Origin of the sequence: Nostoc sp. UCD121 (genome assembly GCF_014222285.1) — a bacterium.
Classification (GTDB): domain Bacteria; phylum Cyanobacteriota; class Cyanobacteriia; order Cyanobacteriales; family Nostocaceae; genus Nostoc.
On record NZ_JACKZS010000151.1, the window covers coordinates 1 to 19,065 of the forward strand.

General features: G+C 42.2%; 10 protein-coding genes and 1 pseudogene. 7 read left to right on the top strand and 4 right to left on the bottom strand.

Features of this window, described 5'->3' with window-relative positions; translation table 11 throughout:
* The first annotated feature begins 123 nt into the window (after nt 1–123).
* The 4 genes from GNF10_RS25475 (at nt 124) to GNF10_RS25490 (ending at nt 6,238) form a co-directional block, all read left to right on the top strand.
* Nucleotides 124–1,461 carry a Mur ligase family protein gene (locus tag GNF10_RS25475; RefSeq protein ID WP_185580377.1) on the top strand — a complete coding sequence of 446 codons (1,338 nt, stop codon included), beginning with the start codon at nt 124–126 and terminating at the stop codon, nt 1,459–1,461.
* Between the two features lie 74 nt (nt 1,462–1,535).
* On the top strand, nt 1,536–2,354 hold the full coding sequence (locus GNF10_RS25480; protein WP_185580378.1) for a type 1 glutamine amidotransferase: 819 nt from the start codon (nt 1,536–1,538) through the stop codon (nt 2,352–2,354).
* Nucleotides 2,355–2,439: 85 nt separating this feature from the next.
* Nucleotides 2,440–3,063, top strand: coding sequence for a Uma2 family endonuclease (locus tag GNF10_RS25485; protein WP_185580379.1), 624 nt, complete (start codon nt 2,440–2,442; stop codon nt 3,061–3,063).
* Between the two features lie 493 nt (nt 3,064–3,556).
* Nucleotides 3,557–6,238, top strand: coding sequence for a COR domain-containing protein (locus tag GNF10_RS25490; RefSeq protein WP_185580380.1), 2,682 nt, complete (start codon nt 3,557–3,559; stop codon nt 6,236–6,238).
* A gap of 140 nt (nt 6,239–6,378) precedes the next feature.
* On the opposite strand, the gene hetF is transcribed toward GNF10_RS25490, so the two are convergent.
* Nucleotides 6,379–8,904, bottom strand: coding sequence for a cell division protein HetF (gene hetF, locus GNF10_RS25495; protein WP_185580381.1), 2,526 nt, complete (start codon nt 8,902–8,904; stop codon nt 6,379–6,381).
* A 1,829-nt stretch (nt 8,905–10,733) separates the two neighbouring features.
* Between hetF and GNF10_RS25500 the strand changes: the two genes are divergently transcribed.
* Nucleotides 10,734–11,057, top strand: a complete 324-nt coding sequence (locus GNF10_RS25500; protein WP_185580382.1) for a thioredoxin family protein — start codon at nt 10,734–10,736, stop codon at nt 11,055–11,057.
* Here the strand turns inward: GNF10_RS25500 and GNF10_RS25505 are convergent.
* Both GNF10_RS25505 and GNF10_RS25510 read right to left on the bottom strand, forming a co-directional pair.
* Nucleotides 11,054–11,278, bottom strand: coding sequence for a hypothetical protein (locus GNF10_RS25505; RefSeq protein WP_114082657.1), 225 nt, complete (start codon nt 11,276–11,278; stop codon nt 11,054–11,056). The genes GNF10_RS25500 and GNF10_RS25505 overlap by 4 nt on opposite strands.
* A 130-nt stretch (nt 11,279–11,408) precedes the next feature.
* Complete coding sequence (locus GNF10_RS25510) at nt 11,409–13,262, bottom strand: S8 family peptidase (protein WP_185580383.1); 1,854 nt, start codon at nt 13,260–13,262, stop codon at nt 11,409–11,411.
* A gap of 121 nt (nt 13,263–13,383) precedes the next feature.
* Here GNF10_RS25510 and GNF10_RS25515 point away from each other — a divergent pair, with 121 nt between their 5' ends.
* Both GNF10_RS25515 and GNF10_RS25520 read left to right on the top strand, forming a co-directional pair.
* Complete coding sequence (locus GNF10_RS25515) at nt 13,384–13,818, top strand: hypothetical protein (protein WP_185580384.1); 435 nt, start codon at nt 13,384–13,386, stop codon at nt 13,816–13,818.
* 267 nt (nt 13,819–14,085) lie between these two features.
* Complete coding sequence (locus GNF10_RS25520; protein ID WP_185580385.1) at nt 14,086–18,444, top strand: PAS domain S-box protein; 4,359 nt, start codon at nt 14,086–14,088, stop codon at nt 18,442–18,444.
* A 414-nt stretch (nt 18,445–18,858) separates the two neighbouring features.
* On the opposite strand, the pseudogene GNF10_RS25525 reads toward GNF10_RS25520, so the two are convergent.
* A pseudogene (locus GNF10_RS25525) lies at nt 18,859–19,065 on the bottom strand (photosystem II q(b) protein); the annotation flags it as partial.

Consider the following 19,065-nt stretch of genomic DNA (forward strand, 5'->3'; position numbering starts at 1 on the left):
CCCCTGCCCCCTGCCCCAAAATCAAGAGGCTGGCTTTTTCAGTCAGGATTCGCTAAACTCACGCATATTAAATTTGTAATTAAATACTTTCAATTAGCAACGCCAGAAGACTAGGGTACAGATGTGGGAAACAAAATTCAATTCATAGATAGGCTGCGATTGGGTTTCGCGGTGTCAGTGGCAAAAAGTGTGACGTTTATAGTGCGATCGCTCCGTCTGGGTGCTGCTAGTGTATTACCAGGCTCGATTGCTCGTCGCATTGAACCCCGACTTTTAGAATTATTGAGTCAGCAAGTTAAAAATGGAGTGATTTTAATTGCTGGTACTAACGGCAAAACCACTACAGCCCTTCTTTTATGCACAATCCTAGAACGCAAGGGTTTTCGCGTCACTCATAATTCTACAGGTGCAAATCTGGAAAATGGCTTGATGACGGCGCTGTTAGAAAGCACCAACTTACTAGGTACGTTAAATACTGATTACGCCATTTTGGAAGTGGATGAGAATATTGTCCCAAGAGTATTAAAGCCACTCCAGCCGCGAATTATTCTCTGTTTAAACTTGTTCCGCGACCAGCTTGATAGGTACGGCGAAGTAGATACAATTAGTAAACGTTGGACAAAAGTTATTTCCACCCTACCAGCAGAAACGGTGGTAATTCCCAATGCTGATGACCCAACTTTATCTAACCTGGGTCAGCAGTTACCGCAACGGGTGTTATTCTTTGGCTTAAATGAACCAGAACATTATTTAGAAGCGATTCCTCACGCTGTTGATTCTATCTATTGTCCAAAATGTGGACATTCTTTAGATTACAAGGGAGTCTATTTGTCTCATTTGGGAGATTTCACTTGTCCCAAGTGTGGTTTCACTAAAAGTAAACCGACTCTAGAAAGTAATGAATGGTCGCAAATTCTAGTTGGTTTGTACAACAAATATAATACTTTAGCTGCTGCTACTGCGGCTATTGAGTTAGGAGTTGATGAAGTAACAATCAGAGATACTATTAATACCTTCCAAGCAGCTTTTGGACGTGCAGAAGATTTAGTAATTAATGGTAAACGAGTGCGGATATTATTATCAAAAAATCCCGTAGGAACGAATGAAACCATTCGCGTAGTCACTCAAAGCACAGATAAAACCACACTGCTAGTATTGAACGATCGCACACCCGATGGCACTGATGTATCCTGGATTTGGGACGTAGATACCGAGAAATTAGTCGAACGCGGCGGGACTTTAGTAGTGAGTGGCGATCGCGTCTATGATATGGCACTACGTCTACGTTACAGCCAAAAGTCCCTTGAGAGTAGCATAAATTTAATTGTCGAAGAAGATTTACGACAAGCGATCGCAACTGCATTAGAGCATACACCAGACAATGAAACTCTGCACATTCTGCCTACCTATTCAGCCATGTTAGAAGTTCGAGAAGTTCTCACTGGTCGGAAAATTCTTTAAATTTGTCATTTGTCAGTAGTTATTCTCGTCCCCATTCCCAATTCCCCATTCCCCATTCCCCATTCCCAAAATTTATGAGTTCTCAAAATTTAGAATTAACAATAGGTTGGTTGTACCCGACGCTGATGAGTACTTATGGCGATCGCGGTAATGTAATTACTATAGAACGTCGTGCCAAGTGGCGGGGATATGATGTTAAAGTGTTACCCCTAGATCAAAATGCCACAGCCGCAGATATTAAAACTGTAGATGTCATAGTTGGTGGTGGCGCACAAGATCGTCAGCAAGAAATTGTCATGCGTGATTTGCAAGGTGCAAAAGCTGATGCAATGCGTGAAAAAATCGAAAATGGAACACCAGGAGTCTTTACTTGTGGTTCCCCCCAATTACTGGGACATTATTATGAACCAGGCTTGGGGCAACGGATTGATGGTTTGGGAATACTCGATTTAGTTTCCGTGCATCCTGGTGAAAATACTAAGCGCTGTATTGGCAACTTGGTAATTGAAGTGACAGCTTCACGCCTAGCGCAAGAATTGCGAGAGATGACTGGAACTACACCATATTTGGTAGGCTTTGAAAATCACGGCGGACGCACCAAACTGGGAAAAGTGGAAGCTTTAGGGCGCGTGGTGTACGGTTTGGGAAATAATGGAGAGGATGGGACAGAAGGAGCATTTTATCAGAATGCGATCGCAACTTATTCGCACGGCCCTTTGTTACCAAAAAATCCCTTTGTTGCCGATTGGTTAATTCAGACAGCATTACGCCTAAAGTATCAGCAACAAATTACCTTAAAACCTTTTGACGATAGCCTCGCTGCACAAGCAAGAGAAGCGATGTTTAAGCGGTTGAAAGTGAGTTTACCAAATGCTGCGGCGGCGAAAGTTTAACCTAAGTTCGCTGATTAAGCCTCTCTCCGTTTCGGGGAGAGGTTTGGAGAGGGGTCAAATTTGACATAAAGCAAGAGGGCAAAGTATGACTCAAGCCTTAACCAAACAAGTAACATTTGATGAATTTATTGCTTGGTATCCAGAAAACTCACAACGACGCTATGAACTGCATGACGGAGTAATTGTAGAAATGGCTCCTCCCACAGGTGAACATGAACAGATTGTTGGATTTTTAGTTGGGGAAATAGTTACAGAATACAAACGTTTAAAACTACCTTATTTCATCCCCAAAGCAGCATTCATTAAACCGACTCAGAGCGAAGCAGCTTACTCACCAGATGTACTGTTGTTGAATAACTCTAACTTAGTAAATGAACCTCTGTGGAAAAAAGAATCTACTGTAAGCCAAGCGGCATCAATTCCTTTAGTAATTGAAGTTGTAAGTACCAACTGGCGAGACGACTATTTTACCAAAGCAGGTAAATACGAAGAGGTCGGAATACCTGAATATTGGATTGTAGATTATCTAGGTTTAGGTGGTAGAAACTTTATTGGCAATCCTAAACAACCAACTATCTCGATTTACCAATTAATTGAAGGTGAGTATCAAGTTAAGCAATTTAGAGGAAGCGATCGCATTCATTCGCCAACGTTCCCAGAGTTGAATTTAACTGCTGAACAAATTTTTCAGGCTGGAGAAGTCGTGTAAAAAATGGCTAAATGACTCGTGCGCGAGTCTGAAATACTCATTAACAAGTTCCAAGTGTTTGTGAGTTAGTCTTAAAAACTCGTCGATAGGTCTCAAATACTCATGGAAGAATTACAAAGATTTGTGGAATGACAAAATATCCTCATTAATTGGCAAAATATACTCGTTCATGAGTCAACTTGAGCAATGGTAATAATAAATTCTTTTTAAAATTTTGAATTATTGCAAAATATTAGTGGTCGCGAGATTGCCCAGCCAATCAGTAACATTATAAAATTTAGGATTTACGCACTGTAAAAATTAATCATCCTATGCATTTACAAAAATAGGTTGTTTCAGGCTTTTATTGAAAATTTTTCATGGAAAATAGACCTGCACTGTAGGGGCAATTCATGAATTGCCCCTACGACAGATTTGGTTTATCGGAGAAACCATATTGGTATTTCCTGTCAATGCGTAAGTCCTAAATTTTCATTTACAGGTGAAACTCAGTATGACAAATACGCCTCAACCTTTCCTTGAAAGAATCCGAGAAGCGAGAGAGAATAAGCTTAGAGAATTAGATTTGGGCAAGGAAAAATTAACAGAGATTCCTGCTGAGGTGTTTGAACTGGAGTGGTTGGAGGTTTTGAATTTAAGCTACAACCAATTAAAGACGCTGCCAGAAGCGATCACCGACTTGCAACAGCTCATCTCCTTGAATTTAAGCTACAACGAATTAACAACACTGCCAGAAGCGATCATAGGCTTGCAACAGCTCACCTCTCTTGATTTAAGCTACAACAAATTAACGATACTGCCAGAAGCGATCGCCAGTTTGGAACAACTCACCTTTCTGGATTTAAGGGATAACAAATTAACGACGCTACCAGAAGCGATCGCCAGTTTGAAACAACTCACCTTTCTGGATTTAAGCGTCAACAAATTAACGACGCTACCAGAAGCGCTCACCAGCTTGAAACAACTCACCTCCCTGGATTTAAGCGTCAACAAATTAACGACGCTACCAGAAACGATCGCCAGCTTGGAACAACTCACCTCCCTGAATTTAAGGGACAACAAATTAACGAAACTACCAGAAGCGATCGCCAGTTTGGAACAACTTACCTCCCTGGATTTAAGCTACAACCAATTAACGACGTTGCCAGAAGCGATCGTCAGTCTGCAATATCTTACCACCTTAGGTTTAAGCGGCAACCCCATCGAAAAGCCACCACCAGAAATTGTTGCAAAAGGTATTGAGGCAATTAGAAATTATTTCCGACAACTGGAAACAGAAGGCATAGATTATCTGTGTGAAGCAAAGCTAATAATTATAGGTGAAGGTGGAGCAGGGAAGACAACACTGGCGAAGAAAATTGAAGACCAAAATTATCAACTCCGAGAAGAAGACTCTACGAAAGGAATTGAGGTGATTCGGTGGGATTTACCAATGGAAAATGGGCAAGAATTTAGAGTCAACATTTGGGATTTTGGTGGGCAAGAGATTTACCATGCTACTCACCAGTTTTTCCTCACTAAGCGTTCTCTCTACGTTTTAGTAGCAGATACCCGCAAGGAAGACACAGATTTTTATTACTGGCTGAATGTAGTAGAACTGTTGAGTGATAACAGTCCACTGTTAATCATCAAAAATGAAAAGCAAAACCGCCACCAAGAAATCAATGAACGTGAGTTACGGGGGCAGTTTACTAATTTGAAGGAGACTTTACCAACAAACCTTGCTACCAACAGGGGTTTAGAACAAGTTTTAGAACAAGTCAAGCATTACGTTAAAAGTCTGCCCCATATTGGCAGTCCGCTCCCAAGAACCTGGGTTAGAGTCCGGGAAGCTTTGGAGAGTGACGAACGCAATCACATCGGCTTGGATGAATACCTGAACATCTGCCAACAAAATGGGTTCACTCAAAGAAATGACAAGTTGCAGTTGAGCAGCTATCTGCACGATTTGGGAGTATGCTTGCACTTCCAGGAAGACCCACTTTTGAACAAGACCGTTATCCTCAAACCCAAGTGGGGAACTGATGCAGTCTACAAAGTGCTGGATAATGAAGAGGTGATTAGCAATCTAGGCAGTTTCACCCGGTCTGACTTGGCAAACATCTGGTGTGAAGACGAATATGCCACGATGCATGATGAACTCTTGCGCTTGATGATCAACTTCAAGCTGTGCTACGAAATTCCTAGAAGCCAAGGAAAGTATATTGCTCCACAGCTGCTATCTGCTAATCAACCCTTTTATAACTGGGATGAAACCAACAACCTGATTCTGCGTTACACCTACGAGTTCATGCCCAAGGGCATCATCACCCAGTTCATCGTTGCCATGCATGAGTTAATGAATGAACAACAATGTGTCTGGAAAAGCGGCGTTGTTCTCAGCAAAGACCAGACGAAGGCAGAGGTGATTGAATATTACGGCAAGCGGGAGATTAAGATTCGAGTCTCAGGTCGTTATAAAAGAGATTTGATGACCATAGTTACACATGAACTCGATAAAATTCATGACTCTTATAAGCGACTAAAGTATAACAAGTTAATTCCCTGTAATTGTGTCACTTGCAAAGATAACCAAGAGCCACACTTTTACCCCTTTGAGATATTGCGACAGTTTGTAGCTGATAAGCAAGAACGCATTCAATGTCAAAAAAGCTATCAAATGGTTGATGTCTTGGGTTTAATTGATGATGTGATAGATAAAAATAAAGAGAGGTTGCTTGTAGAGCAGTTAGGGGTTGAAGTTTTCATCAGCTATAGTCATCAAGATCAGGAATGGCTTACCAAACTTCAGAAACACCTCAAACCAATAATTCGCAACCAAAATCTATTTGTGTGGGACGATACCAAAATCAGACCTGGTGCTGAGTGGCGCAAAGAAATTGAAAATGCTTTAGCAGCAGCAAAAGTAGCAGTTTTGTTGGTTAGCCCTAACTTTCTAGCATCAGACTTTATTCACGAGAATGAGTTACCCCCATTATTGAATGCGGCACAAGCCAAAGGACTCACGATTATTTGGATACCGTTGAGTTTTAGCAGCTATGAAGAAACAGAAATTGAAAAGTATCAATCAGCGCACCCTTCCAATCAACCTTTAGACAGCCTGAACCCAGCACAAGAGAATAAAGCTTGGGTGGATATCTGTAAGAAGATCAAAGCAGCAGCAATCCCTCAGTAAAAGATAGAAAAGGTTTTCTCTCGGTAGTGATGTGTGAAAACGGTGTCTTTGCTCTTAGATGCAAGGTTTGTCTTGATTAGGGATGCTGAAAGCAAAGTTTTTTAGTGTGCAAGCGATCGCACCACCACAACATCTTACTGTTATTCACCTTTTTCCTGAAGGAGCGATCGCCAATCTTCAATCGCCTTTTCTGTCCACAGCCAATTTTTAGCTAATTTATCAACCTGGAAGTTTACTGAATCAGAGTTGAGAACCATTTGCCGCAACTTGATCGCTTCATTAAGATACTGTGTCTGCTTACCACTAGATTGACTTAGTGCAGATTTATACAGTCCGAGAGCTAAACCAGCATAAGAAGTTAAAGCATCTTCAGGAACTGCTGTCTTTGAATCTGTATTTTGTTCTTTGAGAGCTAAATTCAAAGCCTTGAACCAAGAGTCATTGGCTCGATTTAGATTGCCTTCTGCGTAGTAGGCAAATCCTAAAGCGTTATTATACAAAAGCGATTCTGGTTTAGCTTTTGCAGCAGTTTCCCAGTAACGGCGGGCATCATCGACGCTATAGTTATTGTCTCCAGTCCCGATAGACTGCCAAGCTAATCTTCCCTTATAAAAGTTGACAGATGGATCGTCAATTTGCTTATTTGGAACAAGTTTGAGGGCAGTTTCCGCCGCAGCGAGTGCGCCACGATTGAGTAATTCTTCTACAGCCAACAACCCACCTTGTAAATCTCCCTGGCTCAGTTTTTGCGTAGCGCTGCTGGTGACAATTCCAGTGCTTGCTGTTTCTAAATCGATATTTTGCTGTTTTTGGCCAGGTAAAGAATCGGTGGAAATTGTTGGGATGTTTGGCAGAGTTGCCAGCTGAGATCGATTTTGCCACCACCAATTTAAACCGATCGCAGCTACTAAGGCACTGATTCCCACAATACCCACAATTGGCCACAACTTGCGGCGTTGGGTACGATGTCTTGGTACGGCTGGTTGCGATACCTGGGTTGGGCTATGCCTACGGGAAAACTCAGGATTTTGCTGATTTCCTTGCAATTTACCAGTAATTGCAGGGGGTGGTGATGGAACTTCTCCCCATAAATCTCCTTCATCTTCTAGAGAAGTCATCTCTTCTGAAATCTGGCTTTGCTGAAAATTATTTTCTAGAATTTGTTGATCCGGTTCAGTTGTAGCTTTTTGGTTATCTAGCTGACGAAACAAATCCGAAACTATCGCAGAATCTTCTTCATAACTTGGGTCATCATACTCAATTTCATCAACGAGATCGCCCCAAGTATCCTCACCCAGCCAGTCTAATCCAGAAGAGTCACGCGCTAAACCAGCAGGAATCATTTCTTCCATTCCTAAAGGCATATCGCTATCATCTGCGTTGGCATAGCCCGTCGTAGACATCGCAGAGTACATCGTGGAAGTTATTCCTAAAGGTGAATTATACTGATCCCGCAAGTCTGGACTTTCGGATACCTCAATTTCTTCACTGAGAAAACCGTCAGATTCCGGCTGGAGATATAAAATCGGTAATGCCCAGTACATCTGGTGAGAACCATAAGCAGAAATTAATCCTTGGCGTACCCGACTAACGCACAAATCTACCGGATATCCCTGACTCAAGTTGCGGTAAAACAATTGTGTGAGTGTCAGTGCCACTTCATCAGGAATGCGTTCTGACATAGCCAAAACGCTTCTAATTCCGCGCTTCACCAGACTTTCTGCCAGATTACGTTCACCCGTATCTCCAGAAGGATCGGATGCAGCTGTGTACGCCCCCAAGCAGGAATTAAACACTGCCATTTGAATATTATTGTTGACGAGCAGACCTGCCAGATCGTCTCCACTCAAGATTTCTGTTAAACCAGTTCTGCGACTGACAAGATAAATTTCTCCGCCATTGCCGCCTAAGTTACTATGACCAGAGTAGTGGAGAACTTGGTATCTGCCTTGTTCTAGGGCTTGCGTCAGTTCTTCCCGTCCTGGTTGGTCTAATACAGTGAGTTCAATTTCTGGGAAACGATTGTTACCTTCAGCAAGTCGTGATGTTTGACGGTGAAGTTCCGCTTGCAGTTTAATCGCTTCCTGTTTCTGTAAATCAAGACGGGCTTGATCTGAGGGAGAAGCAATTACCATCAATACTTTCACACTACCTTGTTCTCGTGTTGTGAAACTATTGCGCGATCGCATTGGAGAACCCCCCAAAATGCCACTTTGGAAGCGAGAAAAAGCCACATAAGGCCCAGTAGCCAGAGGGCGATCGCCTGCGTGCATCACTTCCCAAGGTAGACGAGCTAACCTAGTGTCCTTTAGCCCCAAGCGTAAGCGTAGTACTTGTTGGTGATTCTGGGCAATACCTTGGGCAGTAATCCAACTATCTCTGAGAGTGCCTTGAAATAAGGCGTTATAAAATTGTTGACCCAACGCCACCAAGTTAACAGAGTTTCTGGCAATATTGCTTTCGTGCCCACCAGAGGTAAATGGATCTCCCTGCAACACCGACTTCAACGGGTCATTCATCAAATGCCCAGCAGCTATTAACCAATCAGCTACAGGCCAAGTCACCAATTCTTCTGCCAATGGTACCCCAGGCGCGACTTGTTCCGTCCGCACCAAGTAGTCATTTTGCCCTACTGGGGTTACGGAAATGTGAAATTCCTGGGTCACAACTTCTCCTGTCCGCCTCCTAAATCTGGTTTGAAACACGAAAGTTTCAAGTCGATTTGCTCCCTCTGATAACTTAGATGCATCCCACCCCTGAATGTTTCTGATTCGGTGTTGTTTTGCTTTTTCTGCCTTTACAACTTTATCCGGATCGGATTACTTGGATCTAGAACACTTAATTGGTAGATGCACCTTGATCTTCAACTCCCCTAGTTGGCTAACACCTACTAGGGGTTTTTTTCAATTTTGGCAAACAACAGCAACTTTTAACGCAGATATTCTTTACCAAAAAATAGTCCTTAATCCTAGAATACTTGATTACTAGATAGATGTCCCTTGATTTTTAACTCCCCTAATTCAGTTGATATCTACTAGAGTTTTGTTGACACGCCTTTCTAATCAATTTATCCGGAGCAGGCTGGTTAAACCTAGAACACTTAATTGGTAGATGCACCCTGATAACTAGCTCCCCTGGTTGGCTAACACCCACTGGGGGTTTTTTTATGAAGGAATTTAGCAGCAATCATTTCTGACGCATCAAATTTTTAAGGCAATGCACTGGTTATTTAATTGGTAGATTCACCTTGATAACTAGCTCCCCTAGTTCGCTAACACCCATTGAGAATTTTCTCTGGCGAGCGTCAATTTATCCGGTAGATTGCTCTTTAAGAATCTCTTTTAATCCTCACATAGGCTAGCACCCTCTGAATTCGCGCCAGTAGCCCTATGAGTATAATTTACAGATAAACGAGATTCTGAAAGACTTTAGCTTCACTTGAAACCAATACTCTGATAACTAACTCCTCTGGTTGATTAACAACTTTGAGGTTTTTTTCTGGTGAGTAAACAACAATAACTTCAACCTCTGCTATTTTATCCGGTAGCTACCCATTTACTTTAGAAAAGATGATCAATAGATGCACCCTGATAACTCACTCCCCTGGTTGGCTAACACCCACTGGGGGTTTTTTTCTCGTTACCCTAGGCGTAGACCTTCCTAGACATGGCCGTCAACCCTGATTTTTGCCATTTCCCCCGGAAGATACTCGCTGCCCCTAGAAAACATTAATGGTAGATGCACCCTGATAACTAACTCCCCTAGTAGATTAACATCATCTGGGGGTTTTTTATTTTAAAAAATAACTTACCTTTGTCCAAATTATCCGGAGTATGGTGTTTAACTTGAGAACACTTAATTGGTAGATGCACCCTGATAACTAACTCCCCTAGTAGACTAACATCATCTAGGGGTTTTTTATTTTAAAAAATAATAAGCCTTTGTCCAAATTTATCCGGAATATGGTGTTAAACCTAAGAACATTTAATTGGTAGATGCACCCTGATAACTAACTCCCCTGATTGGCTAACGCTCATCGGGGGTTTTTTTGTGTAGACACGTAGCGGCTTGTCTTAGACATCGCCCTAGCATTTTCTGCTGATGTAACTAGAATGCACCACTACTCTTGTTGTTACTGCTCCTAGGATAGAGCATAACTTGCTCACTCAATTCTTGAATCCCTTTCTTTTTATTGTGAGCTAGAGATGCCACATCAAAATGATTGCTATGATATTTAATCATATTCTTAATTTTTTTTCTATATTTTGGCGTTTAATTATTTCTCTGCCAGCAATCACGCTTCTTTGCTAACTATGTTCAACCTGGGAATGCAGTACTGAAAGCTCTGCCTCCCAACAAACATAGAAGCAAGGACGCAGGAAAAGATACTGGATAAGGGTTTCAGCTTGAAGTTGACACTAATAACCAGCTATGTGGTAATATTTCATGGCATTATGCTAAAAAACTTTGCTTAGAATCAAAGAGTCGCCAACCCATGAGTTTAGCTGTAATTAAGTTCTCTTCAGAAGAGTGCGGCATCTGCCATAAAATGTCTTTTTACGACAAAAAGGTGGCTGAAGAACTGGGTTTAGAATTTATTGATGTGAAAATGCAGGATACGACTGCTTACCGCAAGTATCGCAAGATTTTATTAACTCAGTATCCCGATAAATCAGAAATGGGATGGCCTACTTACATCATCTGCAATTCTCCAGAAGGGGAATTTCAGATTGTGGGTGAAGTAAAAGGAGGTCATCCCAAAGGAGAATTTAGAAGCCGTCTGCAAGAGGTTCTGGATTCCACAGCTAATCAGAACTAAATTACCTCAAAGGATTTGACCTCTAGGACAGGGCCAATCATGGCAATAGTCATGATATCTTCACGCACCTGTCCTTTTACTTTTGCTTTTTGTCCGGCTTTGAGTAAGCTTTTGTCAGCCCCTTTCAGGATTTCGTAAGTAACGCCCTCTTCTGTAACCAACGCCCATGCGCCTGTGCCTATATCACGGCGTTCGATTGTACCTGTAAGTGTAATGCTCATAAACAGTGCTGAGTTGTGAGTGCTGAGTGCTGAGTGCTGTTAGCGGTAGCGGGGCGTTTAGCCCGTGCTGAGTGTGGGGAGTAGGGAATTAGGAGTTAGGAGTTATAAAAATTGATTCCCCATTCCCCATTTATGCAATTTTTTCTTCGTTTTTCAATGCTAAACGAGCTAGTCCATAACAGATTAGGGCATTAGCGATGAGGAAGAGGCGTGATATGTTGCCACTTCCCAAACCCCAAACAGCTGGATCTAAAAACGCACTTACTGTCAAGCAGGCTGCTATACCTAATGTTGAACCAATGGCAAACCATTTCCAACTAGGATTTCCCAGCAGCAATGCCATTAACAAAATGGGAATCAGTACACTGGCAAATAGGGGATTCAACGCATCAGTTCCCTGGAGGGTATTACCTAGTTCGGGAATTGAACTGCCCAAAACCCGGAAAGGCCATTGGGGAAGATCAAAAATATAGATTCCCTTGAGGAAGAATAAGCCGGAACTGCCAGCGATTAGTCCACTAGATAAAGACCAACTCCAAGTGAAGGGGAAGTAAACCCGTAAAAACCAAGCCAGTAGATAAGAGCCAACTACCATTAAAATCTTGGGTAATAGTGCCACTGCACCACCATCAATCCAAAAGCCAGGGTTAAGATAGCCGTTATCGCGTAACCATCGAAAGAAATCTGGAAAACTTATTTGTCCACCAAAAGCTAGTCTGACTGCTGCTTCTGCATTGAGTTGTCCAGCGCCATAATAGTTCAAACCATCATCTTGGATAACTCGCGCTGACTGCTTGAGGACTTTTAAAACTTCATCTGGTTCTTTAATCCCAGCAGCTTTAATTAATGCTGCCACGCCTGCAACGTGGGGAGAAGCCATGCTTGTACCCTGGAAGCCAAGAAATACACCTTCGCCATTTTCGTCGATAGTTTCTTGGAGAATCTTACCAGCTTCACTACCACCAGGAGCCGAGATATCTACCCCAGCACCAAAGTTAGAATAAGGCGCTCTTTCGCCATCTGGGCCAATTGCCGAAACGCCGATTACATAAGGATATCGGGCTGGATAGCTTGCGCCATTGGTATTTTCATTCCCGGCTGCGGCAATGATGACTACACCTTTTCTATGGGCATACTCGATCGCTTCTTTCATCAACTTGCTTTCACCGCCACCACCCAAGCTCATATTAATCACATCTGCGCCTTTATCAGCAGCAAATTTAATCGCTTCGGCAATATCAGCAACTGTACCGCCACCATAAGAACTGAGTACCTTAAGTGGCATCAGACTAGCTTCATAAGCAATTCCAGCTACGCCATATTTGTTATTTGTGGCTTGGGCAATAGTTCCGGCAACATGGGTACCGTGGCCGTTATCGTCTTTGGCTTCTTCTCGGTCGTTAACAAAATCATAGCCTTTGACGAATTTTGTCTCATATAAGTCGCGCACCTTAGTAATTCCGGTGTCAATTACCGCAACTGTAATGCCACTGCCTTTGGTTTGACTCCATGCGCCTTCAATACCAATTTTGTGCAAGTTCCACTGCTTGCTGTAATATTGATCATTGGGGCCAGTTAGTGATGGGCTTGTCTCATCATCATTTTCTTGAGGTCTCAAAAATTCTCCTAACCAAGCTTTTTCACCTGGTTGTGGAATCTTTGTATAGATGTAATTTGGCTCAATGAATTCTGTAGCTTGGGCAAACTGAGATTTTTTCAGTTCTTGGAGTCGCTGGCGATCGCCTTTGACAATATACACATGATCTTTTTCTGAAAACTTGTTGTCTAATTGGGGTGTAACGTTGTATTGTTTGGCGATCGCTTGGAGATTCTGTTGCACCACATCTGATGGAATATCTTCCCGAAAATCAAGCAAAATCGTCTCAAACTTTCCTTTCACTGCCATTCCCTGGAAATTCAGGAAACCAAATATGGCAGCTCCCAGCCCAATGACAAACAAGCACAATAATATAAGCTTTCTCATATTAACTCATCACCGCTTTTTGCCAGTTTGCTCACTACCATAACTTATCTCCATCCTTTGTTGGTGGATTTTGCACTTTTAGTTACAAGTCTCACTTCATTACTCAGGACTTTTTGAAACGATGGAACGTGGTCTTTTGTGGTTGCCGCTATTAGTAATGTTTTTCTGGTTGGCTTGGCAAGGCTCGAAAGAGTATCAAAAAGTTGAAGCCTATCGCGGTTGGGCAGAACAATTTGAACGGGCTAAGTACGATATTTATGCTGTATTAGGTCAAAAAGACAATAATCTTACTTGGGGAAAACCCACACCTCAAGGGCCTATTAAACTAGAAACATTCTCTTTGCTTGATATTAAGCAAATCAACTTTCTAGTAGATGATAAATCAGTAGATGTGGATAATATACCGCAGAAAGGTCGTTCTATAGAGCTAGAATTTCTCTTTTCCGAATCTAATAAATCGGTGCGTGTTCCATTTACCGAAATCCCTTTGGCGTCGGAATGGGGAAAGTTTTTGCAAGGGCGATTACAAGACTTGCGAACAGAACCGAAGAAGTAGTTATATTGAAGCTACAAGTTCTCGATTATACTAATGTTTCTGTACAGAAAATTAGATTGGGTAAACTACATAGCCCGCAATTCTGAAATACTCACAAAGGTGATTTTTGAATTATTAATTCTTACTCTAAATTGTCCAATAAAAAATATGCTTCTGGGTAGATGAAAAGTAAGTCAAGGGGTAGCATAAAATACTAAGGCATAGATGATTAAACCGTAAGGAATACGGGAAATTACTACGCTAGATAGATGCGGTTAGAGACACTAAATGTTAAATGTTAACCGCTTGCGGCTGCAAGATATATTCAAAATCCCAATAAATTCACTTGTGGCAAAAGTCGCAAGTGTAATACCCATCTTGGTTGGCAGCTTGGTGCTAATTGGCTGGTGGCTTGGAATTGAAGTTCTCAAACGCGGCTTTCCTGGTAGTCCCGCCACAATGAAAGTTAATACAGCATTGTGTTTTGTGCTGTCTGGTTTATCATTGTGGCTGTTTTTAAAGGCAGGGAATAAGGGCATAAGAACAATTCAAAACCACCCTCACTCTTCGACCTTTCAACTTCTCGACTTCCCGACTCTGGTAATTTCCAGGGTCTGTGCAATAGCTGTCACCACAATTGCTGCACTTACACTGTGTGAATATCTGTTCGGCTGGAATCTGGGTATTGATGAAATGCTGTTCCTGGATTCGCCAACTAGTATGACGACATTGTATCCGGGGCGAATGGGGGTAAACACAGCATTCAACTTTATCCTAGTCAGCGTTGCCCTACAGATTCTGATTAATCCAAAAAACCACCGTAGTTATTGGTCTGCTCAGATTATCGCTCTGATCGCTACTTTAATTTCCTTGCAGGCGCTCATGGGCTATGTCTACAAAGTGAAAGTTCTTTACGGACTTGCCCCTTATACAACATCGATGGCTCTACATACGGCGGTGTTGTTCATTTTTCTAAGTATAGGTATTCTGTGGACGCGGGCAGAACAGGGGTTAATGAGGGTAGTTACAAGTGATACTTATGGTGGCTTACTGGCACGCCGTTTGTTGGTTGCCGCGATCGCAGTACCTTTTGTATTAGGGTGGATAATTGTTGAAGGTCAACGCGCAGGACAATACGATCCGGCTTTTGCGGTATCGGTGTTTGCGATCGTCCTGATTGTAATTTTTACTATTTTGATTTGGCAAAGTGCCAGGGTTATTGAGCGCTTTAGCCATCAACGCGATCTTGCTCAGAAAGCACTGAGAATTTACCAGGATAAACTAGGGAGTTTCGTAGATTCTAATGTTATTGGTATTCTGTTTGGCGATGTGTATGGCGGTATCCAGGAAGCAAACGACGAATTTCTCAGGATGATTGGTTACACCCAGGAAGATTTATCAGAGGGTAGATTAAGTTGGAGCAATATCACACCACCAGAGTATCTATACTTGGATCTACAAGGTGTCGCCGAAGCACAAAGAAACACTAACGCTACTTGTACGCCCTACGAGAAAGAATATATTCGCAAAGATGGTAGCCGCATCCCAGTTTTAGTTGGTTACGTGTTGTTAGGAGAAAAACGGGATGAGTCAGTAGCATTTATCCTCGATTTGAGCGAACGTAAGCTTGCAGAAGCAGAGCAACAAAAATTAGTATCGCTGGTAGAAAATAGCTCTGACTTTATCGGCATCGCCACCCTTGAGGGTCAATTACTCTATATAAATGATGCAGGTCAAAAACTGGTAGGACTTGCTAGCTTTGAAGATGTGAGGCAAAAAGTAGTATTAGATTACTTCATGCCCAAAGACAAAACCTATTTTCAAAAATATATACTGCCGACTGTACTATCAGAAGGACGCTGGCAGGGAGAATTCTGCTTTCGGCATCTCCAAACAGGAAAACCAATACCAGTTGATTACAATATCTTCACTGTTACAGACAACAACACAGGTCAGCCAATTGCCTTAGCAACTGTGACTCGTAACATCAGCGAACAAAAAAAGGCTAAAGAAAAAATCTTACAACTAAACAAGGATCTACAGCGCCGCATTACTGAGTTACAAACTTTGTTGGAGGTAATTCCCATTGGAATTGGCATTGCCGAAGATCCACTATGCCAAAATATCAAGGTAAACCCTGCTTTTGCCAAGCAGTTGGGGATATCGTCAAATACAAATGCCTCTCTTAATGTTCCTAGTGATCAAAAATCCACAACCTTCAAAATCTACCGAGAGGGAAGGGAACTGTCAGAAGAGGAACTGCCAATGCAATACTCTGCTGCTCATGGTGTCGAAGTTGTGGATTGTGAACTTCAGGTAGTCCATGAAAATGGAAAAATTGTCAACCTGTTGGAGTACGTTGCACCTCTGTTTGATGAAGAGGGTAAAACTAGAGGAAGCGTTGGTGCATTTTTAGATATTACAGAGCGCAAACAGGCAGAAGAAATACTTCTAAATCAGCAAAAATGGCTGGAGGATGTATTAAATCTGATGCCAAGACCCTTGCTGTTTATCGAACCAGGAACGGCGCGGGTAACTTTTGCAAATCGCTCTGCTAATGAATTAGCTGGGGGCGAATTTCCTAAAGGTGTACCAGCAGGAGAATATCACACAGTTTACCACTATACAGATGCGGCAGGCGATCGCATTCCCAATGAACAAATGCCAGGAGTGCGGGTTGCCCTTGGCGAACGTCTCAATGGATTAGAAGTAGATTGGCACACTCCCTCTGGTGTGCGCTCTCTACTGATATTTGCTGATACTTTGCCAGCAATGCACGGTCATCCTGCTACCTGTATCTTGGTGTTCCAAGAGATTAGCAACCTTAAACAGGCAGAAAAAGCACTCTCGTTAGGTTACAAAAGACTAAAGCTACTATTTGACACAGCCAACGATTTACTCTCAAGCCAAGAACCATTATTACTAATCGATAGCGTCTACCGAAAACTAAGAGAGCAAATTGGAATAGAAGTTTATTTGAACTATTTGGTTGAGGATAACTCTCAAGTAATGCGGTTAGGGTCTTACAGTGGTATTTCCCAAGAACTGGCCAAGGAAATCGAGTCGTTGAGATTTGGTGAAACGGTTTGCGGTACTGTAGCCCAAAACCGTTGTGCAATAGCTCTAGAGAATGTGCAGCAATCAACTGACCCAAAAACAGAATTGCTTCGTTCTTTAAGTATTACTGCTTATTATAGTTATCCGTTGATTGCCCAAGGACGATTGTTAGGTACTCTTTCTTTTGGCAGCCGCACTCGGTTAAGCTTTACCGAGAATCAAAAGGGGATGATGCAAGCAGTATGCGACCAAATAGCGATCGCAATGGAACGTGCTAGTTTAATTGCTTCTTTGCAAAAGCAAACTGAGCAATTGCAAGAGGCGAACCGGATGAAAGATGAATTTTTGGGAATATTGTCTCACGAATTGCGATCGCCCCTCAATGCAATTTTGGGCTGGGCGCAACTCCTGCAACGAAGCAAGCTGAGTGAAAGCCAAATGGCTAAGGCTACGGAGACAATTGAGCGCAATGCTAAGGCGCAAACCCAGCTAATTGAAGACTTACTCGATATATCGCGGATGATTAGAGGCAAGTTACACCTCAATGTCTGTACTTGTAATTTGGTTCCGATGATTGAGGTAAGCCTAGAGACTGTTAGCCTAGCCGCTCAATCCAAGGAAATCGATTTAAGATTTTCCATCATTCCCTCAAAAGAAACGCGAAATTCAGATTTGGGATTAGAAATCAATCACGAAAATCTAGAATCAAGAGAAGCGGAATCTCAAAGCAATCAACGTTCAAAGGACAGCAGCAAAAATTCCCAATTCCTAGTTTCCGGTGATTTTGAGCGTTTGCAGCAAATTATCTGGAATCTGTTATCTAATGCCATTAAATTTACACCCGCAGGTGGACAGGTAGAGTTGCAACTGTCAGTAGTAACTGGTGAAGAAAAACAACATATAACAGAGAAATATGCCCAAATTCAGGTAATTGACACAGGCATTGGTATTAGCCCTGATTTTCTCCCCTACGTTTTTGATCGGTTTCGTCAAGCTGATAGTTCTAACACTAGAACTTATGGTGGATTAGGACTAGGATTAGCGATCGTGCGTCATTTAGTAGAATTACATGGTGGTACTGTTTACGTAGATAGTCCAGGTAAAGATCAAGGAGCTACGTTTACAGTCAAGCTGCCACTTTTGAAAAGTCATCTATTCACAGTCTCGCAGCCTCTCCCCGTTGCCTGTTCTCCTCTTCACTTCGTCTCCCTCCTTGGTGTGCGGGTAGTGGTTGTAGATGACCAAACCGATAGCCGTGAATTTATCACCACAGTTCTTGAACAGTGCCAAGCCGAAGTTAAAGCGGTGGCATCAGTTCAAGAAGCATTGCAGGTAATTACAGAATGGAAACCAGATGTTTTAGTCAGTGACATTGGTATGCCCAATGAGGATGGTTACTCTTTGATCCGCAAACTGCGATCGCGATCGCCAGAACAAGGGGGAAATATTCCCGCAGCAGCATTGACAGCTTATGCTAGGGCAGAGGATCGGATGCGAGCTATAAAAGAAGGTTATCAGCTACATTTACCTAAACCTATTGAAGCTGCTGAGTTGGCTACAGTAGTCGCTAGCCTTGTTGGACGGACTTAGACAAAACTAAATTATCCAGAAGAATAAAAGGGTTCAAATCAATTGATTGCATTAATTAGGTGATTAAATCCCAATACAGTTCAGTTAGCGCTAAAAACCTTAAGTTGTGTAGATTGGGTTGAGGAACGAAACCTAACATTTTCATAGCTTTGTTGGGTTGCGCTTTGCTTTACCCAAGCGTATTGGATTAAATCCAAGCAATAAATCGGAATTGGGATAAATATCTAACTATGGAAAAATAAACCAAAATAGCAAGAGCGTTTGTGCAATTGAGCGAAGATTATTTAGAGCTTGATCTTTTTTTACTCATAATACCCAGAAAGCGAAACAAGAAGGATACATATAAATAATAAAGCGCCCTCCCGAAGTGGGAGAGCGCTTTATTATTTAGCTAGTTGAGTTAATGCTTGAAAATTAACCGTTGATAGCAGGAGCAGAAAGAGCAACAGGAGCAGATTCAGCAGATGCCAAATCTAGAGGGAAGTTGTGAGCGTTGCGCTCGTGCATTACTTCCATACCCAGGTTAGCGCGGTTGATTACATCCGCCCAAGTTGCAATCACACGACCTTCAGAGTCAATGATTGATTGGTTGAAGTTGAAACCGTTCAAGTTGAACGCCAT